We start from the raw sequence: 22,501 nt of genomic DNA on the forward strand, positions 1-22,501 counted from the left end.
CGTCTGAATCGTTAAACCGGGGCCTATGGTCGCCCCACAGCCAGGCCGAGTCAATGCAAGCCGCCGGGCTCTCTACCCGTATCTGGCCGTTATCCTTGTCTTATCCCCAGGATATTGTTGGACTTGCGCCCGGCTGCTGCAGAGCAGAGACTATGCCTGCGCTGCTCTGACGCAGCAGAACTGCTGCCCCCGCCAGAGGAGATCCGCAATGATCCCGCCGATGATTGTCGCAATAATCGCGCTGCTGTGCTGTCAGCTCGCGGGCGAGATTGTCAGCCGAAGTCTCGGCCTGCCGCTGCCTGGTCCTGTGGCCGGGATGGGGCTGCTGCTGGCCGGGCTGATGGTCTCGGAAAGGCTGCGAAACGCCGTGCGCCCGGTGGCTGAGACCATCCTCGGCAATATGATGCTGCTCTTCGTACCCGCGGGGGTCGGCGCGGCGCTGCAGCTGCCAAAGCTGGGGGCGGCGACCTGGCCGCTGGTTCTGGCGGTGCTGGTCTCCACCCTTGCGGCAATTGCCGTCGGCGCGCTGAGCTTCACCCTGGTTGCGAGACTCACCGGCAATCACGATGAGGCGCCATGACTGAGGTCTGGTCCTATCTCTCACGCGATCCGCTGCTCTGGCTCTGCGCCACGCTGGTGGCCTATGGCTTTGGTCTTGCGCTGTTTCAGGCGCTGCGGCGCTCGCCGCTGGTCAATCCCGGCCTGACGGCAATGATCATGCTGGCTCTGCTGCTCAGCGCTACCGCGACTCCGTTCGAGACCTATTTCGAAGGGGCGCAATTCGTGCATTTCCTGCTCGGCCCGGCCACGGTCTGCCTCGCCCTGCCGCTTTATGATAATCTGCAGCGGGTGCGGGCGGTGGCGCTGCCGCTGCTTGCCGCGCTGATCACCGGATCGGTGACCGCGATGCTCAGCGCCCTGCTGATCGCCAGCGCCTTTTTGCCCGATGCCGCCATTCTGGCCTCACTGGCACCAAAATCGGCCACGGCGGCGGTGGCGATTGGCATTTCCGAGCAGAATGGCGGCTCGCCTTTGCTGACCACGCTGATGGTGATGATGACCGGCCTTGTCGGCGCGGCCTTTACCACGCCTTTGCTGAACGCGCTCGGCATCCGAGACTGGCGCGCGCGCGGCTTTGCCACCGGCGTTGCTGCGCATGGTTTTGGCACCGCGCGCGCCTTTCAGGTCAATCCCACCGCCGGGGCCTTCGCCGGGCTGGGCATGGGTCTTAACGCTATGCTGACCGCGATCCTCGTGCCAATCCTGTTGCATCTGGTTCTATGAAGGAGTGTTCTCTTGTCTGATCTGACCCTGCTTGGCTTCTCGGGCGCCCTGCGCGCGGGCTCAACCAACCGGCTGTTGCTGGCCCAGGCCCGCGCGGCTTTTGGCCCGGCCCGACAGCTCGAGGCCGATCTGCGCCTGCCGCTTTACGATGGTGATCTCGAAAGCTCTGAGGGTATCCCGATTGCGGTTCAGGCGCTTTATGACCAGATCCGGGCAGCGGATGCGGTGGTGATCTCGACCCCGGAATATAACAAGGCCCCGCCCGGGGTGCTGAAGAACGCACTCGACTGGGTCAGCCGGATCAAGGGCAACCCCTGGGCCGATAAGCCGGTGGCGATCATCTCGGCCGCCGGGGGGCGCGCGGGCGGGGATCGCTCGCAATTCGCTTTGCGGCTGATGATGACGCCGTTTGAGCCGCATCTGCTGAGCGGCCCCGAGGTCTGCGTCGCTGACAGCAGCAATGCTTTTGACGAGGCGGGTAAACTGAAAGACGCGCGCTATCAGAAGGCCCTCGACACGCTGATGGGCAAGCTGCGCGAGGCGGCCTCGGCCTGATTTCCGCTTCTGCAAATATGCTCGGGGCGGCGGCGGCCAAAGCCCCCGCCCTTCGCCTCAGAACGGCGGCTCGGCGCGGAACTCGATCGCCGCACCGCTTTCAGGATGCGCCAGCGCCAGCCATTCCGCATGCAGCATCAGCCTTGGCGCCGCACGCGCCGGGCCGCTGGCATAAATCGGATCGCCCATGATCGGATGGCCCAGTTCCAGCATATGAACCCGCAGCTGATGGCTGCGCCCGGTCTTCGGGAACAGCCGGACCCGGGTCTCGCCCGGAGCACGGCCGATCACCTCCCAGTCGGTCTGGGCCGGGCGGCCAAGATCGGGATGCACCATCTGGCGCGGCCGGTTCGGCCAGTCGGCACAGAGCGGCAGATCGATATGGCCGCTCTCGCCCTCGATCTCACCATAGACCCGCGCCACATAGGATTTGCGCGCCCGGCGTTTCTCGAACTCCTGGCCGAGGAAGCCCTGGGCTTTTTTGTTGCGGGCAAAGATCATCACCCCCGAAGTATCGCAATCGAGCCGGTGCACCAGCTGCGAGCCCCAGTATTCCGCCTGCAGCCGCGTGAGCAGGCAATCCTGCCGCCCCTCGAGCTTGCCCGGCACCGAGAGCAGCCCCGATGGCTTATCCAGCACCAGGATCTGCGCGTCCTCATAGAGAACGGCAAGCGGGGTATCAGGCGGATTATAGACGAAATCAGGTATCACAGAACTTCAGATCTCCGGGGAGGCAGGCCGCAGCTTCATGCCGGTTGATATGGTCATGAGCATGGCCTCAGCAAGCCCTGTTCATGGCCGCGGGCTTGCCGCGCCGGAAAGGGTCAGCCCGCGTCTTCCTCCCAGCCAGGCCAGGCAGGCAATCCGTCATCCGGGCGGTCATAAGCCGCGGCATCCGCCATGAAAATATGCGCGACCAGCTGCCCGCCGGTCGGCGCGTCGAAAGCACCGGCCTCCATCGAGAAACTGCCGTCCGCCGCGCGGAACCACAAAGAGGAGCCGCAATCCTCACAAAAGCCGCGCCGCCCGCCGCCGCAGGCCAGATGGCTGCGGTCTTTCTGCGCCTGCCACTGCACCGCGCTTTCCGCCACCGCGAAAGAGGCCGCGTAATGGCCCGAGGTCTTGCGGCACTGGCCGCAATGGCAGGCCCAGATTTCCCCCAGAGGGGCGGGCACCGAAAAGCGGTTTGCGCCGCAAAGGCAGGATCCCTGCACCCGTCCGGCCCCGGGCAGCACCGGCTCAGGCGGCGGGCCTTCGGGGCGGTAATAATCCCCGGCATCGCTTTTGAAGATATGGGCCTGCAGCTTCAGCCCGGCCTCCCCCTCCAGCGCGCCGGGGGCGAAATGCATCGCCGGCCCCTCGGGGGACCAGGAGGGATCAGCCCCGGGCAGAGGCTGCCAGAACAAAGCCGCACCACAATCGCCACAAAAGCCGCGCCGGGCAAATTCAGAAGAGCGAAACCATTTCAGGCCCCGCTCCTCAATCAGACGAAAGCGCCCCATCACCACGGCAGAGGCGGCCCAGTAGTGGCCGGAGACCTTGCGGCACTGGCTGCAATGGCAGGCCACCACATCGCGCAGCGGCGGATCTGCCTCAAAAACCACATGGCCGCAAAGACAGGATCCGCGCATGCATTTTACTCCGTCTGATCAAACACCTGGGCCAGAAGCGGCACCAGCCAGTCCTCATCGGCCTTTGTGAAAGCCGCAGGCGTATCGCTGTCGAGATCGAGCACGCCCAGCAGGCGCCCGGCGCCGTTGCGCACCGGGATCACCAGTTCGGACCGGGTCGAGGAAGCGCAGGCAATATGCCCCGGGAAAGCGTCAACATCCGGCACATTCTGGATCTCACCCGTGCGCGCCGCCGCGCCGCAGACGCCGCGCGAGAAGGGGATCACCAGGCAGCCATGCCCGCCCTGATAGGGGCCGATTTTCAGCAGCTCCGGCGCCGTCACCCGGTAAAAGCCGGTCCAGTCCGACAGCGGATGGCGATTGTGAATCTCGCAGGCGAGCGTCGCCATCAGCGCCACGGCATCGGTCTCGCCATGGGTCAGTGCCAGGATATCCCGGCTTGCCGTTTCGTAATCCATTCTTTCCTCACCAGCCAAGAGCACAGCCGTCCTTGCGCGGATCTGAGGCCCCCGTCAGCACGCCGTCGCTGCCAATCCACACCGCCTGCGCCCCGCCGAGCGGCTGTTCAGGCCGGATCACCCGATGGCCCTTCGCCGCCAGCTCCGCTTTCACTGCCTCGCTATAGCCCCGCTCCACCTCCAGCCCTTCCGGCCCGGCAAAGAGACGTGGCGCATCAATCGCCTGCTGCAGCTCCATCCCGTAATCACTGAGGTTGGAGATCAGCCTTGCATGGCCGGTCGGCTGATAGGCCCCGCCCATAACGCCAAAGGGCATGGTGATCCGCCCGCCCCCGGCCAGCATGCCCGGAATGATCGTATGCATCGGGCGCTTGCCCGGCCCCATCTCATTCGGATGGCCCGCCGTGAGGGTAAAGCCTGCGCCGCGGTTCTGGAAATTCAGCCCGAATTTCTGCGAGGCCAGACCCGAGCCAAAGCCCCAGAAGATCGAATAAATCAGCGAGACCGCCATGCGGTCGCGATCCACCACCGAGAGGCAGATCGTATCGCGGTGCACGGCTTCCGAGAGTGCCACCGGATCTGCCATGGCGCGCTTTGGATCGATCAGCGCCGCCAGACGCGCCGCCGTCTCATCGCCGAGGAAGCTCTGCAGCCGCGCCGGATCCATATGGCCGGGATCGGCAATAAAGCGGTTGCGGGCATCATAGGCCAGTTTTGCTGCCTCGGCCTCCAGATGCGCCCGCTCAGCTCCCGCCGGATCCAGCGCCGCCAGATCGAAATGCGACAGAATCTTCAGCAGCAGAATCGCCGTCGCCCCCTGGCCGTTCGGCGGGTGCTCAATGAGATCACGGCCCTGATAGCTGCCGCTGACCGGCTGGTGCCAGTCGGCACAGGTCGCCGCCAGATCAGCCTGCGAATGGCTGCCGCCAAGCGCCTGCAGCGAGGCGATCATATCCTCAGCCACCTCGCCCTCATAGAAACCGGCCCGACCCTCACGCGCGATGCGGCGCATCACTTCGGCAAGGCCCGGGGCGCGGAAAATCTGGCCCGCGCGCGGCGCCTGGCCATTGAGCGCATAAAATTTCAGCGCATCACCCTGCAGCACCTTTATATCCTCAGCCCAGTCAAAGGCGGTGCGCGGCCCGACCGGAATCCCTTCTTCAGCAAGGCGGATCGCCGGGGCGAGAATCTGGTCCAGCGGCAGGCGGCCGTGATCCTCATGCAGGCGGCAGAGGGCATCGACCCCGCCCGGCATGGTCACCGCATGGATGCCGTGTACCGGCACTTTCACATGGCCCGCCGCCCGCAACGCTGCGGCATCAGCCCCGGCAGGTGCCCGGCCCGAACCGTTCAGCGCCAGCACCTCTTCGCTCCCGGCGGGTTTCAGCAGGATGAAAGCATCGCCCCCCAGACCGCACATCTGCGGCTCGGCGATATTCTGCACCATGGCCGCGCCAATCGCGGCATCCACCGCATTGCCCCCGGCCTGCAGCAAAGCCACCGCCACCTGTGAGGCCAGCGGATGCGAGGTTGCCGTCATCCCGTTCAGCGCCATGACCGGTGAGCGGCCCGGAGCCTCAAAATCACGCATAGATACTTCCCTTGATTCTCGCGCCGGTCTCGCGCCAGCGGCTGGCCTTAGCCTAGGCCAGGGTCAGCAGAATGCCAATCACCGGGCCTGCCAGGGCCCGGTTGTCACGAAGAGTGAGGAAAAAGAAGGGGGCACTGCGGGGCGTGCAGTACCCTCGACGCCGGAACTGGGTGGGGGCTGTTAATCCCGGCGCCGAGGTGAAGCCTTATGCAGCTACAGCTTCTTTATCGCGATACGGGGGGGCATATTTGGGGGCAAAATCGGGCCTTATCGAGACACTTTGTGATTGCGGAACACAATCGCAGTGAGCCACCTTGATTGTTTTTGCAGAGAGGCCAATCTCTGCCCGGATTGCCCGGCTGATGCCAGAAAACCCTTGCCGCAATCCGGTCGGGCAAAGACGTTCCGCCGGCGGGAATCACAGCCGGCTTTCCTTAACTTAAGGATATGTCTGGGAAATTTAATTCAGACTGAATTGCAAAGGGTATCTTCCACCCTCAAAATCGCCAAAAAGATCACATAAGTCTGGGTGATCCACCGGCTCGCCGGTATCGTCGGGCAGCAGGTTCTGTTCCGAGACATAGGCGACATAGAAGCTTTCCTCATTCTGCGCCAGCAGATGATAGAAAGGCTGGTCCCGGGCCGGGCGGCTGGCCTCGGGAATATTCTGATACCATTCCTCGGTATTTGAAAACATCGCATCCACATCAAAAACCACCCCACGAAAGGTGTGCTTGCGGTGGCGGAGAACCTGCCCGAGATGATATTTCGCTTCGGCTGTGAACATAACACTATCCCCCGCCTTCTTCCCTAAACCTGCAGGTTCTGCCTGTCCATCACGCAGAGCGGTTGCGGTATCAGTCATTCGGAAACAGTCTGTGGCCCTTGATTTCACAGTGTTCTGCCGCAACACCACCCCAGATTGTTCCGGGCAGAGCTGAGACCGGCAAAGCGGCGAGATCCGGCGTAATCGCGCAGATCTGACCGGTCTTTCCAGAAGGGAGATTTTCCCCTGCCGCGCTATGCGCTATAGCTTGGGCAAAACAAAAGGCATGAGGGGCTGATGAGCAGGTTTCTCCGTGCGGCGCTGGTTCTGGTCTTCCTCGCCTCCTGTGGCGGTGGCGGCAATTTCTCGGCTCCCCGCGAATTAGACAATGCATGCGCGATCACGCGTGAGCGGCCGCAATATCTGCGGGCGATGCGCGCGACCGAGCGCAAATGGGGGGTGCCGGTCCATGTTCAGATGGCGGTCATCCACCAGGAATCCAAATTCATCGGCAATGCCCAGACCCCGCACCGCTGGGCGCTTGGCGTGATCCCGATGGGGCGGCAGAGCACGGCCTATGGCTATAGCCAGGCGCTGAACGGCACCTGGGAGGAATATCAGAAATCCTCGGGCGGTCGCCGCTCGAAACGCGACCGGATCGCGGATGCCACCGATTTCATGGGCTGGTATATGGACGAATCCTCGCGCAAGCTGGGGATCTCGAAAAGCGACGCTCAGGCCCAGTATCTGGCCTATCATGAGGGCCGCACCGGCTATGCCAAGCAAAGCTATCTCGCCAAGCCCTGGCTGGTTGAGGTTGCGGCCAAAGTGGGTTCGCGCTCGCAGATGTATCAGGCCCAGCTGATGGGCTGCGGCAGGTAAGCGCCGGGACGCTGACGCGCGCGCGCATACCGCACTGACAAAACCATAAGGGCGACGGATTTCCGTCGCCCTTTTTTGATTTCCGCTCAGACATATCCAGTCGGAGTACAGCTCAGACCGGGTGGTTCAGCCCCGGAATGGCGCAGCTCAGTTGCCGCCGCGCTTGCTCATCTCAACCGGGATCGAGAACAGGCTGTCGCCCATTTTGCCACCCTTCTTCATCTCGCCCAGAATCACCGTGGTTTTCTGGCCCAGATCATCGGTGATGATCCACTGGCGCAGCTCGGTGGGGCCTGCGGTAAAGACCAGCTCAATCGTGCCATATTCGGGATGTTCTGGATCCTGCGCCACCACCCGGGTCGAAGTGCCGTCTTCTTTATGACCGATCACCATCCGCGCCTGCGACAGGTTCACATTGGCAGCGAGGATCAGGTTCAGCGGCGTGCGGCGCAGCGGATATTGCTCGGGACCCATATTCGATTTGCCATCGAAAATCGCCACATTGCCGCCGCTGGCCAGAACCAGGGAACGGTCCGGGGCCGCATATTGAAAACGCACGCGGCCGGGACGGCGGATATAGATCACCCCGGTTGAAACCGATCCATCCCCGTTGATCTGGGTGAAATCGGCCTGAACCGTGGTCAGACCATTCAGATACTGTGACAGAGCATTCAGCGAAAGCTTGTCAGCCAGCGCGGGGCCACTGGCAAGACCAAGGGCCGGCAGAGCAAGGGCGAGCGGGGCGAGGAGCGCGGTGCGACGGTTCATAGGCGCAATATAGGCTGCGGCTGAGGCCTCGGGAATGGGGTTGCAACAATGCTCGCAGCTTTGTGCCGGTTGCGTGAGCCAGGCAGATCTTCGCCGCATCGCAGCACATGGAAAATCCCGCATTGACCGCTGCGGCGGATGGCTGACAAAAATTTCAGGCCGCCACCCCTGTCGCATTGCCCTGCTCAGACAAACCGCTCTGCTCAGGCAAACGAGAGATCCTGCCAGAAAATGACCCGGCCCGGCCGGGCTGACCGGGCGGGACAGAACAAGGCGGCACCATAAGGGAGAGACAGATGAAAGCGGCCGCCGTGACCTCATCTTACAAAAGATGGGCCCCTGTTTATGATACTGTTTTTGGCAAGCTGCTGAATGAGGGCCGCAGCCGGGCCGCAGCCCGGGCCACCGCACGCGGCGGCGATGTGCTTGAGGTCGGCATAGGTACCGGCCTTGCCTTACCGCTCTACGGCCCCGGGTTGCGGATCACCGGGATCGATTACTCGGCCGAGATGCTGGAACGCGCCGAGGAAAAGCGGCGGGCGCATGGGCTGGACAATGTGACCCTGCGCCAGATGGATGCCGGGCAGCTCGATTTCCCCGATGCCAGCTTTGACACGGTCTCTGTCATGCATGTCCTCTCGGTGGTGCCCGATCCCGAGCGCGCCCTTTCCGAGATTGCCCGGGTCTGCCGCCCCGGGGCCCAGGTGCTGATCACCAATCACTTCGCTGCCGAAAAAGGCGTTTTGCGCCTGGCCGAGCGGATGATCCAGCCGCTGCAGCATCAGCTGGGCTGGCAGGCCGATTTTCCATTCGAGCGTATTCTCGGCGACAACAGGCTGAAACTGCTGGAACGCCGCCCGCTTCCGCCTCTGGGGGTCATGACCTGGGCCGTGCTCGAGCGGGTATAGGCGCGCTTTGCCAACGCCGCCTGCCCGCCCTCTCAGGGCGCGGGCGACATCTGCTGCAGCTGCAACAGCTGTTGCTGCGCACATTCCCCGGTCAGCGCCGCGATAAAGGCATATTCATAGGCAAGCATGCCCCAGCCGCAGCGGCTGTAACTATAGATGAAAGTGCCTGCGACCAGGGCGAGGAACAGCAGGACCGCCAGCGGCTGAATATATCGGCTCATATCTTAATCTCTGGCTGTTTTATGCTGGCAGGCCTCCGGCGCACCTGGCCCGGGTTCCTTGGCTGTGACGGCACCATGCCCCGGCCCTATTCCCCGCGCCCGGCCAGAAGGCTGATACCACGGTAAAACGGGATCGGGGCCAGGGCCAGGGCCAGGCCCAGCGGCCAGGGCAGGCCCGCCTGCGCATAGCCAAAGGGCGCAAGCAGCGCATTCCCCAGGTAAAGCCCCATCCCGGCCCGGTTGCTCATCAGCGAATTAACCCATGACAAGATCAGCGCCGCCGCTGCCAGAAGCGCCAGAGGTGTCAGCAGAAGCCCCGGCAGCTCCAGCCCGGTCAGGCTGACAAGCGCCGGGCGCAGGCCGAAGGCCCCGGCGATGATATTCGCAAGGCTCAGGATCAGGCTGCCAGCGAGGGCCAGAGCGGGAAGTCTCGAATGCACAGGCTGCACAGGTCTCGTCCGGTATCCGGGGGAGGGGGGGCGGCCCGCACCTCCTTTAAGGAAGCGCGGGCCTGAGGTCTTATGCCTCGGGGATCAGAATTTCACGTTTGCCAACATGGTTGGCCGAGGTGACCACATGGTTCTCTTCCATCTGCTCGACGAGGCGCGCGGCTTTGTTATAGCCAATGCCCAGTTTGCGCTGGATATACGAGGTCGAGCATTTGCGATCCTTGGCAACAATCGCCACCGCCTGATCGTAAAGCGCATCCTCGCCATCGGTATTGCCGCCCAGACCCAGCACCTGATCAATATCCGATGCGCTGTCTTCATCCGGGCCCTCTACCACGCCCGACATATAGCTGGGCGGACCGAAGCTCTTGAGATGGTTCACAATCTCCTCAACCTCTTCATCCGAGACGAAGGGGCCATGGATCCGGGTGATGCGCTGACCATTGCCCATATAGAGCATATCGCCCTGGCCCAGCAGCTGCTCGGCGCCCATCTCACCCAGAATAGTACGGCTGTCGATTTTCGAGGTGACCTGGAAGGAAATCCGGGTCGGGAAGTTCGCCTTGATCGTGCCGGTGATGACATCGACCGAAGGCCGCTGCGTCGCCATGATCAGGTGAATACCGGAAGCCCGCGCCATCTGCGCCAGGCGCTGGATACAGGCCTCGATCTCTTTGCCCGCCACCATCATCAGATCGGCCATCTCATCAACGATGACGACGATATAGGGGAAGGGCTGCGGCGCAAATTCCTCGGTCTCGAACACCGGATCGCCGGTCTCGTCATCAAAACCGGTCTGGATGGTGCGCTTGAACATCTCGCCGCGCGCCATGGCCTCGCGCACCCGGCCATTATAACCCTCGATATTGCGCACGCCCATTTTGGACATTTTGCGGTAGCGCTCTTCCATCTCGCCGACGACCCATTTCAGGGCGACGACCGCCTTTTTCGGGTCGGTCACCACCGGCGACAGCAGATGCGGGATGCCGTCATAGACCGACAGTTCCAGCATCTTCGGGTCGATCATGATCAGACGGCATTCTTCCGGCGTCAGCTTATAGAGCAGCGACAGGATCATAGTGTTGATCGCCACCGATTTACCCGAACCCGTGGTCCCCGCGATCAGCAGGTGAGGCATTTTCGCCAGATTGGCGACCACCGGCGTGCCGCCGATGTCTTTGCCAAGCGCCAGCGGCAGGCGTTGCTGGCCATCGCCGAATTCGCGGCTGGCGATGATCTCGCGCAGCGCCACTTTCTCGCGGTAATTATTCGGCAGCTCGATACCGATCACCGAACGCCCGGGCACGGTCGAGACCCGCGCCGAAAGCGCCGACATCGAACGCGCGATATCATCGGAAAGACCGATCACCCGGCTGGCCTTGAGACCCGGGGCCGGTTCCAGCTCATACATGGTGACGACCGGGCCGGGGCGGACCGAGACGATCTCGCCCTTCACCCCATAATCATCGAGCACCGATTCCAGCATCCGGGCGTTTTCTTCCAGCGCCTCATCCGAAAGCTGATGCGCCCCGCTTTCCGAAGGCTGCGCCAGCAAGGCGAGCGGCGGCAGCTCGTAATCATTCACCACCTCTTCAAAACGCAGATCAGGCTGGGCCTCGGCCACGGCACGGCTGGATTGCGCGATCGGCTTTTTCACCTGGTTCTGCACGATCGGGCGGCGATCGAGCACCGGAGCCGGACGCGGCGCGGCCATCGGCGAAGGATCATATTCGGCATCGAAATCATCTTCCTCGCGCCAGTCATCCCCGGCGGCGGCAAAAGCCGTGGCGGGAGAGGCGACCGGGGGCGTGACTTTCGGCAGCGTCGGCGTCACCGGAGCGGCGAAGGAGGCCGGGGCGGCGACAGACGCGTCCTCGTGAGTGGCCCGCGATGCCATCATGGGCGGCTCTTCGCGGCGCAGCGGCATCTGATTTTGCCCCGGGCGTGCTGCGGGCGCGGCCAGTACCGGCGCGCTCAGACCAGCCGGGCCCGGCCCCTGGCTGAAACCGGCATGCAGGCCCGGGCCAAGATCAAAGCGCTCGGCCCAGGCCTGCTCATCCTCGGGCGAGGCATAGCGGTATTCGGGCGGGGCAAAATGATCGGCGGCATCTTCATCCACCATCGGGAATTCCGGCTCTTCCCAGCGGGCAACCGGATCATAATGCAGCTCTTCCGCCTGGGCGAAGGAGGCCGGGCGTGCCGGGGCACGCAGCGCGGCCGATGGCGCGGATGCCAACGGCACCTGGCGGGCCTGCATCGGCGGGGCCTGCATCATCTGTGCCTGCAGCTGCGCCGCTTCAGCCTGGATTGCGGCGGCCTGGGCGGCATGAACCGGCGGCTCGGGCGGGCGGGTGAAGGGACGGGTATCGGCGATCAGCGTCGCGGGCCTGCGCGGGCGCAGCACCGGCGGCTCGGCGCGGCGCGCAGCCACCGCCGCCTGCAGCGGCGTCATGGCAGAAGTGCTGGCAGCGGCAGCGCCATAGCCAGCCGAAGGCCCACGGGCACGGGCGCGGATGGCATCGGAAATCCTGGCCCGGATCCGCTCTTCCCCCGGGGCCTGATGCCCCTCTTCGGCTGCCATCAGCGGCTCGGGCTCGATCAGCTCGGGCTCAGGCTCAACCGCGCGGCGCATCCGGGCCAGAAAACCGACTTTCTCTTTCGGCAGATCCGGCACCGGCTCGAACTGGCGCGGTTCGGCACGCAGCGTCGCCGGGGCGTTCCAGCCCTGGGCGACCTGCAGGGGCTGCGGTGCCAGCCCGGCATTCAGCGCCGGTTCAGCACGGCGCACGACGCTGGCGCTGCGCGCCACCATCGGCTGCGGCGCGCCATAGGCCGAAGCCGGGGGGGCAGCCAGGGGCGGCGCGACAGTGACGGGCGGCACATAGCTGCGGGCCTCTTCCCGGGCAGAGCGGCGGCGCTCGGCCAGATCGCGGGCCCGGTCCATCGCCACGGCACTGCCCTTGCCCATCTGCTGCATCAGCATGGAATAGACCATCACCGAGCCATAGATCAGCCGGTGGCGGATCAGTTTCAGCTCATGGCGGTCAAAGCCGGTGACATAGAGCAGCATGGCAATCAAAGCGAAGAAGGTCACAAAGGACAAAAGCCGCAGCGAAAAGCCGCTCGATCCGGGCACGATGCCGATCAGCGCCCCGACCACGGTATCGCCGAACAGGCCCCCGAGGCCAAAAGTATGGGGCCAGCCCTCGCCCACGGCGAGGGTCGAGGCATAGGCCGAGGCCAGAGCCACGCCCAGCACGGCAAAGACCACCCGGCCCAGCGCCCGGTCGGCGCCGCGGTGCAAAAGGAAGCGCGCCCCCCAGACCGAGAGGATCAGCGGCACCGCCCAGGCGCCGCGCCCGATCAGGATCACGAGGGTCGAGGAGACGCCCGAGCCAAACCGGCCAAGGTAATTGCGCGCCGGTTCCTGGGTGGCGACCATCCAGCCCGGATCTTCGGGCGAATAGCTGGCCAGCATCAGCGTGAACAGAAAAGCAGTGACGACCAGACCAAGGCCGATCAGCTCGCGGCCACGGCGCTCAAGCATTGCCTGGGTTCCCTGATCCAGAAGCGGATCTCGCTGCCTCATCTGAAAGCTCGCCATGCGTTACTATCCTTTAACCGTACAAACAGTCGCGCAGCCGGATCAGGCCGCGCTGTGTTTCTTCCTGCGGGGCGACCAGAGCCACCCTGATATATCCCTTGCCCGGATTATCCCCTGCCACATCGCGCGAGAGATAGGCCCCGGGCAGCACCCGGACCCCGGTCTGCTGCCAGAGTTTCAGCGTCGCGTCCTCGCCATCCTGGACCGGCAGCCAGAGGAACATGCCACCATCGGGCAGTCGAAAACCCTGATGCCCGGCAAAAATCGCCGCGGCATCGCGGTATTTCTGCTGATAGAGCGCGCGGCTGGCCTCGACATGCGCCTCATCGCGCCAGCAGGCCTCGGCCACTTTCTGCAAAGGCAGCGGCAGAGGGGCACCGGCGAAAGAGCGCAGCTTGCGGATCCGGGCTGAGGCCTCTGCTCCGGCCGCGACAAAGCCCGAGCGCAGCCCGGGCATATTTGAGCGTTTGGACAGCGAGTGGAAAATCGCCACCCTTTCGGGATCAGCCCCCTGCTGCGCCGCAACCTCAATCAGCCCGGGCGGCGGCGCATCGCGCCAGATCTCGGAATAGCATTCATCAGCAAAGACGCGGAAATCATATTTCCCGGCCAGGGCCAGCAGATCGGCCAGATAATCGCGTGAGGCGACCGCGCCCTGCGGATTGGCGGGCGAGCAGATCCAGGCCAGCGCGGCCCGCTCCAGCTGATCCCGGGGCAGGCTGGCGTAATCGGGCAGGAAGCCGGTGGCGGCAGTGGCGGGCACGAAAACCGGCTCGGCCCCGACAGCCGCAGCCGCCACGGCATAGACCTGATAGAAGGGATTGGGCAGCAGAATGGTCGGGCGTTTGCCGTTTTTCAGCTCGGGCACCAGCGCCAGCACCGCATTAAACAGCCCCTCACGGGTGCCGTTCAGCGCCATCAGCCGCTCTTCACCGACCTCAACGCCATAGCGGCGCAGAATCCAGGCCGAAATCGCCTGCAGCAGGCCCGGCGTTCCATCATTCGGCGGGTAAACGCCAAAACCCCCGAGGTTTTCCTGGAGGATCTGCCCGACAAAATCGGGCATGGCATGTCTGGGCTCGCCAATCGACATGGCAAGGGGTTCGCCGCCCGGAGCATGCGCATCCAGAAGCTTCCGCAAACGCGGAAACGCATAATCCGGCAGGTTCGAAAACCGCTCAGGGAAAGTCATATCTGCCTCAGGTCCGGGGTCGTGGAGCGCCCCGTTTGAGAGGGAGCATAGCCGCCCCATCCCGGTCGGTCCAGAATTTATCACCTGGCACCAGGGGCTTACCTGCGGCGATTGTGGCTTTTGTGTTTAGTTTGCCGCAGTGGCGGAAAACCGCCTTTGCCCAGGATCAGCCAAGGCCCCTCTCCGCCGCCGCCCCGATACGCAGCAGGCGCTCCTCGTGAAACGCCGGGGCCAGCAGCTGAATGCCGCAGGAGGGCTGCGAGCTGGGCAGGCTCAGAGCACAAAGCCCCATCAGATTGCCGATCCGGGTATTGCGCAGCGCCAGCAGGTTCTCGGTGGCATAGTAATCGCCATCCGTCATCAGCCGCTCGGCATCCGGCGGCAGGATCGGCGCGGTCGGGGTCAGGATGGCATCAAATCCGGCGGTGCGGTCGCGCCAGATCGCGCGGATCTCCTGCAGCCGCCGCCAGGCCCGGACATAATCCGCCGCCGCAATCCCCTGGCCCGACCGGAAGCGCTCATAGATCGGCCCGAACATTTTGCCCGGCGCCGCTTCGATCTCGTCGCGCCAGATCCCCCAGGCCTCGGCGGTGAACAAAATGCCCGCAAGCGCCATTGCCTCGGCCAGTTCCGGCAATTCCAGCCGCTCAATACGGGCGCGCGACCGGCCGAAACCGGCACAGGCAGCCTCAAAGGCCTTCGCCGGTGCCTCCCGCATTCCGTCAAGCGCCACGGTCTCCAGCACTGCGAAGCGCTGGCCTGCCAGGGTCGCGCCGGTCAGATCCGGGGCTGGCCTGCCTTCGAGCGCCGCCAGCAAAAGCGCGCAATCCTCGACCGAATGCGCCAGCGGGCCGATCGTGTCGAACCGCTCGCAAAGCGGCACCACCCCGCGCGAGGGCAGCCTGCCCTCGGTGGTTTTCAGGCCCACAAGGTCATTCCAGGCCGCCGGTATCCGCACCGAACCGCCGGTATCCGAGCCAATCGCCGCCGGGGCGAGGCCGAAAGCCACCGAAGCCGCAGCACCCGAGGACGAGCCGCCCGGCACCGCGCGCTCATCATTCAGACAGGGCGGGGTGGCGGTGACCGGATTCAGCCCCAGCCCGGAAAAGGCCAGTTCAGACATATGGGTCTTCCCAAGGCAGGTCAGCCCGGCAAGCGTCGCATTCTCCAGCACTTCGGCATCGCGCGCCGGCACCCGACCTTTCAGCAAAGCCGAGCCGGCCTCGGTCGCCGTCCCTGCCGTGTCGAAATTATCTTTCCAGCTGACCGGCACCCCGTCGAGCGGGCCGCGCCGGTTGCCGGTGCGGGCCCGGTCGGCCGCCCCGGTGGCCTCGGCCCTGGCCCGGGTCGGGCTCAGCCTGGCGTAGATCCGTCCGGCCTGGGGATGCTTGTTGATCTGTTCCAGAAAGGCCTCGGTCAGATCGACCGGGTTAATTTTGCCCGCGCTGATCGCACGCCCCAGATCGGCCGCCGTCATATTGAACCAGATCCCGCTCATCCTGCCTGCCTGTTTGCTGCCCTGTTCGCCGGAACGCTAACCAGAAGCGGACACATGGACAATCCCGGGAGGCGGGGCTAGCAAAGATCTATGAGCCGATCGAATGCATATGCTGATGTTCTTATCGCCGGGGGCGGGCTGAACGGCCCGGCGCTGGCGCTGGCGCTGGCCCAGGCCGGGCTCAGCGTGACGGTAATCGACCAGCGCCCTGCCCCGGCCCGGGCAGAGACCGGCTTTGATGGCCGGGCCTATGCCTTGTCGATTGCCTCACGCAACCTGCTCTCGGCGATCGGGATCTGGCCGGGCCTTGCCGGTCAGGCGCAGCCGATCCTGAAGATCAAAGCCAGCGACGGCCGCGTCGGTGAGGGCCCCGCGCCTTTCTTCCTGACCTTCGATTCCGATGAGATCGAAGAGGGGCCGATGGGCTATCTGCTCGAGGACCGCTATCTTTATGCCGCCTTCCTTGAGGCAATGCACGCCTCGCCCCGGATCACCCTGCTCTCGGGCGAAACCGTGGTCGAGCAGCACCCGGGCGCCGATGGTGTCGAGATCGGACTCGCCTCGGGGGCCAGACTTTCGGGCAGGGTACTGGCCGGATGCGATGGCCGCGCCTCGGGCGTGGCAGCCCGTGCCGGGATCCGCCGCCAGGGCCATACCTATGGCCAGACCGCGCTGGTCACCGCCGTGCATCACCCGCGCCATCATGAAGGCGTGGCGCAGCAGTTTTTCATGCCCGGCGGGCCGCTGGCCATTCTGCCGCTGGCGGGGGGCTATCATTCCTCGATCGTCTGGAGCGAGGAGGCCGGGCTGGCCGAGCAGATCCAGGCCCTGTCCGATGCAGATTACCTGACCGCGCTGCGGCCACGCTTTGGCGATTTCCTTGGTGACATCACCCTGGCCGGAACGCGTTTCACCTATCCGCTGAGCCTGTCGCTGGCCGAGCGCTTTGTCGCCGGGCGGATCGCCCTTGTCGGGGATGCCGCGCATGGGGTGCATCCGGTGGCTGGCCAGGGGCTGAACCTCGGGCTGCGCGATGTCGCAGCACTTGCCGAGGTGCTGGTCACGGCGCACAGGCGCGGCGATGATATCGGCTCGCTGGTGACTCTGGAGGAATACCAGGTCTGGCGGCGCTTTGATTCCACCCTGCTGGCGCTTGGCATGGATGCGGTGACGCGGATTTTCTCAAACGACAATCCTTTGCTGCGGCTGGGGCGCGATCTGGGCCTTGGCCTCGTCAATGCCGTGCCCGGCCTGCGCCGTGGCTTTATCCGTCAGGCCGCAGGGCTGACCGGCGAGCGCCCGAAACTGCTGACCGGCCGCCCGCTCTGAACCGCTTCGCTCCCCGGGCATGAAATAAGGCGCAGTCTCCTGCGCCTTATTCTGATCCGGATCCTGCGGCTCAGATAATCACAAAGCTGTCGCGCTCGGGATCATATTGCTCGAGCTCACCCTCGCCGGTGTTATTCCACAGCCCGTGCAGGGTCAGCATGTCATTCTCGACCGCTTCCTTGACGAAGGGGAAGGTCATCAGGTTTTCAAGGCTGGTCAGCACGGCCTGCTTTTCCAGCGCCGGCAGGATTTCACCCTCGGGCAGATGCGCCACCCGCTCATAGCCCGGACGCAGAATATCCATCCAGCGGCCAACGAAAGAGGTCTTTTCCTCCAGCTGCGGCGCATGGCCGGTGCACATATCATGGCAGCCCTTCACGCCGCCACAATTCGAATGCCCGACCACAATCACATGCGCCACGCCGAGCGCAGTCACGGCATATTCCACCGCCGCCGAGGTGCCATGGGTTTTACCATCCGAGGTAAAGGGCGGCACCAGACCGGCAATATTGCGATGGATGAAGAACTCACCCTCATCTGCGCCAAAAATTGCGGTCACATGCACGCGCGAGTCACAGCAGGAAATCACCATGGCGCGCGGATGCTGACCGGATTCGGCCAGACGCCGGTACCAGGCGCGGTTGTTCTGATAGCTGGTCGCCCGCCAGCCGTGAAAACGCTGGACGAGATAAGAGGGAAGTGTACGGGCCTTCATCATTGGGCGTGCTCCTTAACGCCTTCGGGTTACGCCGCATTTGTCGAAAATGCGAGGGGCAAATTCCGTAAACAGCCGCCCTCCCCCGTCAGGATTAGTGAATCCTAAAGCTTTTTTCTGCCAGAATGATGGCGGGAAAGTACGGTGCAGGCCCCTGCCGCCAGCAGGGGTTCCCCCCACGGGGGGCTGATCACCGCCATGCAGAATGCGCCTTTCCGTTATCGCAGCCAGATCTGCGGGGCCAGGGAACGGAAAATGGGTGAGCTGATCAGACTGCAACCAGCAGAGCATATCCTGCACGACCGCAAGGTTATCGAGGCGCTTTATAACAGCCTCGGCCAGCCCGCTGCCGATCAGCTGATCATGCGGGCTTTGCAGGAACTGTCACAGAACATGGCTGCACTGCGCCGCCAGATCCGCCGCCAGGAGCTGCGCGATCTGGCCACGGGGCTGCGTAAGCTGCGGCTGATGGCCGAGAACCTTGGCATGGTCAGCCTTGCCCAGGTCGCACTGGACGCAAAACTCTGCCTCGAGCGGGGCGATGGCACCGGCTTTGCCGCCACCTGGTCAAGGCTGATGCGCCTCTCGGCCAGATCGCTCTCTCCCGATCCCGGCAGTGCAGGCCTGTCACGCTGAGGCCGGGCATGCGGCTTGCAGCCGCGCGGGAAGGCGCTAGGCTCTGGTCCCGGGCGCTGTGCCGGCAGGTGGCAGCCCCCTGCCCTTTTCCTGCCCCCAGCAATCCGGATTTCTCAATGCCCGCGCCCTCGCTTCCGCTGCAGCTGCCCGCCTTTGCCGCCCCTGATGCCCCCTCTTTGCCGCTCTGGCTGGTCGAGCCCGCGGAGCTTGAGGCGTTTCTCGCGGCAGCGGGCGCAGAATTTGCCCCCTGGCTCCGCGCGACTGGCTTCGACGCCAGCCTTGGGGCGCTCTGCCTGCTGCCCGGCGCGGATGGTCAGCTGGCGGGTGCCATCGCCGGCCTTGGCGATGCCCGGGCCCGGCAGCGTCAGCGCTTTGGCATTGCCCGCGCTGTTACCGCCCTGCCCGGCGGCTGCTGGCATCTCGCCTTTGCTGCGCCTGCCCCGGCGGAACTTCTGTCCGGGATCAGCCTCGCCTGGCTGCTCGCCTCCTACCGCTTTGAGCGCTACCGCCCCGGGCGCAAAGCCACCGAACCGGCCCGGCTGCGGGTCCCCGAAGGGGTGGATAAGGCCCGGCTGCTCGCCATGGCGACGGGCGAGTTCCTGACCCGCGATCTGATCAACACCCCCGCACATGACCTCGGGCCTGAAGAGCTGGAACAGGCCTTCACTGCTCTGGCACAGGAATTTGGCGCCACGAGCAAGGTCATCCGCGGCGATGATCTGCTCGCGCAGAATTTCCCGCTGATCCACGCGGTGGGCCGCGCCAGCCCGCGCGCGCCGCGGCTGCTCGAACTGAACTGGGGCAGCGAAGGGCCGCATCTGACCCTGGTCGGCAAGGGCGTCTGTTTCGACACCGGCGGGCTCGACCTCAAACCGGCCTCCGGCATGCTGCTGATGAAAAAGGATATGGGCGGCGCGGCCACCACGATGGGCCTTGCCCGGATGATCATGGCGCTGAACCTGCCGCTGCGCCTGCGCCTGCTGGTGCCGGCGGTTGAGAATGTCATTTCCGGCAATGCCCTGAAACCCAAAGACATTATCACCAGCCGCAAAGGGCTGACGGTTGAGGTGAATGACACTGATGCCGAGGGCCGCCTGATCCTCGCCGATACGCTCGCCTATGCCAGCGAGCAGAAAACCGATGCGATCATCTCAATGGCGACGCTGACCGGCGCGGCCCGGGTCGCGGTCGGGCCGGATCTCGCCCCCTACTGGGCGATGGATGAGGCCATGGCGGCCGCGCTGGAACAGGGCGCGCGCGCTGGCTTTGACCCGGTCTGGCGCCTGCCCTTCCATGAGGCCTATGAGCCGGTGATCGAGCCGGGCATTGCCGATCTCGACAATGCGCCCGGTTTTGGTTTTGCCGGGGCGATCACCGCCGCTTTGTTCCTGCGCCGCTTTGCCGATCACCCGCGCTATATGCATTTTGACATCTATGGCCACAGCCCCAGCGATGCCCCGGCCCGGCCAAAAGGTGGCACCGGCCAGGGCGCGCGTGCGCTGCTGAACGCCCTGCCGGGGATGCTGGGGCTGTGAGCGACCCTCGTCTCACGCCCTTTTCGGGCCGGATGGCCCATGTCTCGCTGCGCGGCCTGATCAGCGCCACGGCCTATACCGAGGGCGAGGCGGCGCGGGTTGCGGTGGCTCTCGCCCCTTTGCTGAACTGCCCCGGCGGCGCGGTTGATCGCCAGCTGCTCTGGGGCGACGGGGTGACGGTGATTGATCAGCGCGAGGGCCATGCCTTCGTCATGGCGGCCAAAGACGGCTATTGCGGCTGGCTTGCCGAGGCGGCGCTGGCCGATCCGCGACAAGCGACCCACCGCGTGATCAGCCCCGCGACCCATCTTTATCCCGATGCACGGGTCCAGGCCCCACCGCTGACACCGCTCTATCTCAATGCCCTCGTCACGGTGAGCGGGGCAGAGGGTGCCTGGGCCCGAACCCCCGAGGGGCTGATCCCGGCCGGCCACCTGGCCCCGCTTGATCAGACCGGCGCGGATCCGGTCGCTCTCGCGGAAAGCCTGCTGCATTCTCCCTATCTCTGGGGCGGAAATTCAGCCGCCGGAATTGACTGTTCGGGGCTGGTGCAGATGGCCTTTCATGCCGCAGGACGGGCCTGTCCGGCCGACAGCGACCTGCAGCGCAGCTTTGGCAGCCCCCTGCCCGAGACCGCGGATCTGCGGCGCGGCGATCTGCTGTTCTGGAAAGGCCATGTCGCGATTGTCAGCGGCTCCGACCAGATCATTCACGCCAATGGTTACACAATGTCAGTGGCTTACGAAAAGCTGAGCGAGGCGGTCAGCCGGATTGAGCGCCATTACGGCGGCAAAATCCTCGCCCGCCGCAGACCCTGAAGGACCAGCTGGCCGGGATTTCCCCCGGCCAGCTGCCTCATCCCACCGGGCGGATCAGCTTTTTGTCGAATATGCGCATGAGCTGATCCAGCTCATGCCCACGGCGCAGAACCTGACCATTCTCGCCCAGCACCGCATAGAGCCCCTGTTTCAGCCGCAGCTTCGGGCGCTTTTCAATCCGGTAGAGCGGCGTCTCGGCGCTGCGCCGGAAAATGGCGAAAACCGCGACCTCACGCCCATGCGATATCGCGTAATCGCGCCATTCGCCCGCGGCGACCATCCGGCCATAGACCGACAGGATCACCGACAGCTCTGCGCGCTGAAACGCGGTCACCTCGGCTATGGCCGGGCCGGTCTGGCCGGTCGGGAAAGGAACGGGGGCTTCGATACTCATGCCAGCAGTCTGCGCGGAGCCCGCAGTCAGATCAAGCTTTGCCTGCCCCCTGGTTCAGCGGCCGGTGCAGGGCCGGATCGGCCCGCAGCACCCCGGCCTCGATCCCGCGCCAGCTGCGCTGCACCGGGTCCTGCCATTTCTGCGCCAGAGGATGCCCGGCCGCGATCACCCCCAGCCGCACCAGCACCGCGCTCAGCGCCACTTCGGCGGCGCGGGCATTGCCGTCCACACATTTGAGCGCAATGCCAAGGCCCTGTTCGGGGAGGATGGCGACAAAGACCCCTTCGGCCCCGACCTTGATCGCCGCCCGCCCCTCGGCTGCCCGCATCAGGCCGGTACAGGCCCGCCCCTCGCCCGCCACCAGATCGGGATGGGCGATCATCGCCTGAACCAGGCGCGCCATCGCATCGCCCCGGGCCCCGGCCTGGCCTTCGCGCGCCACGGCAAACCGCGCCATCGCCCGGGCCAGCCCCTGCAGGCTGAAGGCAAAATTCGGCGCCGAACATCCGTCGACGCCCCAGCCTGCCAGCTCCTCGCCCGCAACCTCGGCCGTCGTCTGGCGGATCGCCTGCTGCAAGGGGTGATCATATTCGCCATAGTCCGGACCGGCGCCGAGATGGCGGTTAACGGTCAGAAAACCGGCATGTTTGCCCGAACAGTTATTATGCAGCTGGCAGGGCGGCTCTGCGGCGCGGATCAGCCGGTTGCGCTCGGCCTTATCGCGCGGCTCATGCGCGCCGCAGCGCAGATCCGCTTCACCCAGGCCAAGATCCTGCAGCCAGCGGCTGACCGCGCCCACATGCAGCGCCGCCCCCTCATGGCTGGCACAGGCCAGGGCAAGATGCCGCGGCTGCAATCCGGCCGCTGCCGCCGCCCCGCTCTCCAGCAGCGGCAGCGCCTGGATCATTTTGCACGACGAGCGCGGGAAAATAATCGCCCCGGGATTGCCCCAGTGCTCGCGGATTCCACCGGCATCGGCGATCACCAGATGGCCAAGATGCGCACTTTCCGGCAGCCCGCCGCGCCAGAGTTCCGCCAGCGGCATCGCGCCCTGATCGACGCGCGCAAAATCCGTGGATTGCCTCATCGCCTGCCCTCCCCCTCACAGATGTGCGATTTTATGCCCATGGGACTTTCACCCGATGGATTTTTTAAGTAATTCTGACTTATCGGGTTCAGGAATACCCCGCCAGAACAGATTGGCACTGCCCGCGGGGCTGCCGGATCGCGCGGGGAACAGAGGCAGAAGACAGCTTGGAGGCTGCGT

General features: G+C 64.8%; 23 protein-coding genes. 9 read left to right on the top strand and 14 right to left on the bottom strand.

Annotated elements, in window-relative coordinates; all coding sequences use genetic code 11:
• Positions 1 to 208: 208 nt before the first annotated feature.
• Genes H0485_RS01320 through H0485_RS01330 form a run of 3 tightly spaced genes read left to right on the top strand, consistent with a single transcriptional unit; the run spans position 209 to position 1,839 of the window.
• Entirely contained in the window at positions 209 to 580 is a 372-nt protein-coding gene (locus tag H0485_RS01320; protein ID WP_226933521.1) for a CidA/LrgA family protein, read from the top strand.
• Positions 577 to 1,284 carry an LrgB family protein gene (locus tag H0485_RS01325; RefSeq protein ID WP_226933522.1) on the top strand — a complete coding sequence of 236 codons (708 nt, stop codon included), beginning with the start codon at positions 577 to 579 and terminating at the stop codon, positions 1,282 to 1,284. The genes H0485_RS01320 and H0485_RS01325 overlap by 4 nt, the downstream gene beginning before the upstream one ends.
• Before the next feature lie 12 nt (positions 1,285 to 1,296).
• A complete protein-coding gene (locus H0485_RS01330; protein WP_226933523.1) occupies positions 1,297 to 1,839 on the top strand; it encodes an NADPH-dependent FMN reductase in 543 nt (180 codons plus the stop codon).
• 57 nt (positions 1,840 to 1,896) lie between these two features.
• Here H0485_RS01330 and H0485_RS01335 read toward each other — a convergent pair whose 3' ends face one another.
• The 5 genes from H0485_RS01335 to hspQ all read right to left on the bottom strand — a co-directional run bounded on the left by H0485_RS01335 (position 1,897) and on the right by hspQ (position 6,306).
• Positions 1,897 to 2,550: a pseudouridine synthase gene (locus H0485_RS01335; protein ID WP_435531459.1), complete on the bottom strand. Its 654-nt coding sequence runs from the start codon at positions 2,548 to 2,550 to the stop codon at positions 1,897 to 1,899.
• A 113-nt stretch (positions 2,551 to 2,663) separates the two neighbouring features.
• Positions 2,664 to 3,470 (bottom strand): GFA family protein, encoded by an 807-nt coding sequence (locus H0485_RS01340; RefSeq protein ID WP_226933524.1) that lies wholly within the window; start codon positions 3,468 to 3,470, stop codon positions 2,664 to 2,666.
• Between the two features lie 5 nt (positions 3,471 to 3,475).
• Positions 3,476 to 3,928 (bottom strand): GAF domain-containing protein, encoded by a 453-nt coding sequence (locus tag H0485_RS01345; RefSeq protein WP_226933525.1) that lies wholly within the window; start codon positions 3,926 to 3,928, stop codon positions 3,476 to 3,478.
• Positions 3,929 to 3,935: 7 nt separating this feature from the next.
• The gene (locus H0485_RS01350) at positions 3,936 to 5,519 is read right to left on the bottom strand and encodes a gamma-glutamyltransferase family protein (RefSeq protein WP_226933526.1); all 1,584 of its coding nucleotides are present in this window, start codon (positions 5,517 to 5,519) and stop codon (positions 3,936 to 3,938) included.
• 460 nt (positions 5,520 to 5,979) lie between these two features.
• A complete protein-coding gene (gene hspQ / locus H0485_RS01355) occupies positions 5,980 to 6,306 on the bottom strand; it encodes a heat shock protein HspQ (protein WP_226933653.1) in 327 nt (108 codons plus the stop codon).
• 276 nt (positions 6,307 to 6,582) lie between these two features.
• Here hspQ and H0485_RS01360 point away from each other — a divergent pair, with 276 nt between their 5' ends.
• Positions 6,583 to 7,167, top strand: a complete 585-nt coding sequence (locus tag H0485_RS01360) for a transglycosylase SLT domain-containing protein (RefSeq protein WP_226933527.1) — start codon at positions 6,583 to 6,585, stop codon at positions 7,165 to 7,167.
• Positions 7,168 to 7,314: 147 nt separating this feature from the next.
• On the opposite strand, the gene H0485_RS01365 is transcribed toward H0485_RS01360, so the two are convergent.
• Complete coding sequence (locus H0485_RS01365) at positions 7,315 to 7,935, bottom strand: LolA family protein (protein ID WP_226933528.1); 621 nt, start codon at positions 7,933 to 7,935, stop codon at positions 7,315 to 7,317.
• A gap of 296 nt (positions 7,936 to 8,231) precedes the next feature.
• On the opposite strand from H0485_RS01365, the gene H0485_RS01370 reads away from it, so the two are divergent.
• A complete protein-coding gene (locus H0485_RS01370) occupies positions 8,232 to 8,843 on the top strand; it encodes a class I SAM-dependent methyltransferase (RefSeq protein ID WP_226933529.1) in 612 nt (203 codons plus the stop codon).
• Positions 8,844 to 8,875: 32 nt separating this feature from the next.
• Here H0485_RS01370 and H0485_RS01375 read toward each other — a convergent pair whose 3' ends face one another.
• The 5 genes from H0485_RS01375 to H0485_RS01395 all read right to left on the bottom strand — a co-directional run bounded on the left by H0485_RS01375 (position 8,876) and on the right by H0485_RS01395 (position 15,807).
• A complete protein-coding gene (locus tag H0485_RS01375) occupies positions 8,876 to 9,064 on the bottom strand; it encodes a hypothetical protein (RefSeq protein WP_226933530.1) in 189 nt (62 codons plus the stop codon).
• 86 nt (positions 9,065 to 9,150) lie between these two features.
• Positions 9,151 to 9,504 (bottom strand): hypothetical protein, encoded by a 354-nt coding sequence (locus H0485_RS01380; protein ID WP_226933531.1) that lies wholly within the window; start codon positions 9,502 to 9,504, stop codon positions 9,151 to 9,153.
• A gap of 79 nt (positions 9,505 to 9,583) precedes the next feature.
• The gene (locus H0485_RS01385; RefSeq protein ID WP_226933532.1) at positions 9,584 to 13,060 is read right to left on the bottom strand and encodes a DNA translocase FtsK; all 3,477 of its coding nucleotides are present in this window, start codon (positions 13,058 to 13,060) and stop codon (positions 9,584 to 9,586) included.
• 70 nt (positions 13,061 to 13,130) lie between these two features.
• Positions 13,131 to 14,309: an aminotransferase class I/II-fold pyridoxal phosphate-dependent enzyme gene (locus tag H0485_RS01390; RefSeq protein ID WP_226933533.1), complete on the bottom strand. Its 1,179-nt coding sequence runs from the start codon at positions 14,307 to 14,309 to the stop codon at positions 13,131 to 13,133.
• Positions 14,310 to 14,475: 166 nt separating this feature from the next.
• Positions 14,476 to 15,807 carry an amidase gene (locus H0485_RS01395; RefSeq protein ID WP_226933534.1) on the bottom strand — a complete coding sequence of 444 codons (1,332 nt, stop codon included), beginning with the start codon at positions 15,805 to 15,807 and terminating at the stop codon, positions 14,476 to 14,478.
• 90 nt (positions 15,808 to 15,897) lie between these two features.
• Between H0485_RS01395 and H0485_RS01400 the strand changes: the two genes are divergently transcribed.
• Entirely contained in the window at positions 15,898 to 17,136 is a 1,239-nt protein-coding gene (locus tag H0485_RS01400) for an FAD-dependent oxidoreductase (protein WP_226933535.1), read from the top strand.
• 70 nt (positions 17,137 to 17,206) lie between these two features.
• Here the strand turns inward: H0485_RS01400 and H0485_RS01405 are convergent, their stop codons facing one another.
• Positions 17,207 to 17,854: a carbonic anhydrase gene (locus H0485_RS01405; RefSeq protein WP_226933536.1), complete on the bottom strand. Its 648-nt coding sequence runs from the start codon at positions 17,852 to 17,854 to the stop codon at positions 17,207 to 17,209.
• Between the two features lie 252 nt (positions 17,855 to 18,106).
• Here H0485_RS01405 and H0485_RS01410 point away from each other — a divergent pair, with 252 nt between their 5' ends.
• From H0485_RS01410 to H0485_RS01420, 3 genes are all read left to right on the top strand, one after another.
• Positions 18,107 to 18,487, top strand: coding sequence for a hypothetical protein (locus tag H0485_RS01410; protein WP_226933537.1), 381 nt, complete (start codon positions 18,107 to 18,109; stop codon positions 18,485 to 18,487).
• A 116-nt stretch (positions 18,488 to 18,603) separates the two neighbouring features.
• Positions 18,604 to 20,022 (top strand): leucyl aminopeptidase family protein, encoded by a 1,419-nt coding sequence (locus tag H0485_RS01415; RefSeq protein ID WP_226933538.1) that lies wholly within the window; start codon positions 18,604 to 18,606, stop codon positions 20,020 to 20,022.
• Positions 20,019 to 20,840 (top strand): C40 family peptidase, encoded by an 822-nt coding sequence (locus H0485_RS01420; protein WP_226933539.1) that lies wholly within the window; start codon positions 20,019 to 20,021, stop codon positions 20,838 to 20,840. The genes H0485_RS01415 and H0485_RS01420 overlap by 4 nt, the downstream gene beginning before the upstream one ends.
• Before the next feature lie 37 nt (positions 20,841 to 20,877).
• On the opposite strand, the gene H0485_RS01425 is transcribed toward H0485_RS01420, so the two are convergent.
• The gene (locus H0485_RS01425; protein ID WP_226933540.1) at positions 20,878 to 21,234 is read right to left on the bottom strand and encodes a DUF2794 domain-containing protein; all 357 of its coding nucleotides are present in this window, start codon (positions 21,232 to 21,234) and stop codon (positions 20,878 to 20,880) included.
• Positions 21,235 to 21,265: 31 nt separating this feature from the next.
• The gene (locus H0485_RS01430; protein ID WP_226933541.1) at positions 21,266 to 22,321 is read right to left on the bottom strand and encodes an asparaginase; all 1,056 of its coding nucleotides are present in this window, start codon (positions 22,319 to 22,321) and stop codon (positions 21,266 to 21,268) included.
• Between the last annotated feature and the right edge of the window lie 180 nt (positions 22,322 to 22,501).

Source organism: Pseudogemmobacter faecipullorum, from assembly GCF_020539525.1.
Taxonomy (GTDB): domain Bacteria; phylum Pseudomonadota; class Alphaproteobacteria; order Rhodobacterales; family Rhodobacteraceae; genus Pseudogemmobacter; species Pseudogemmobacter faecipullorum.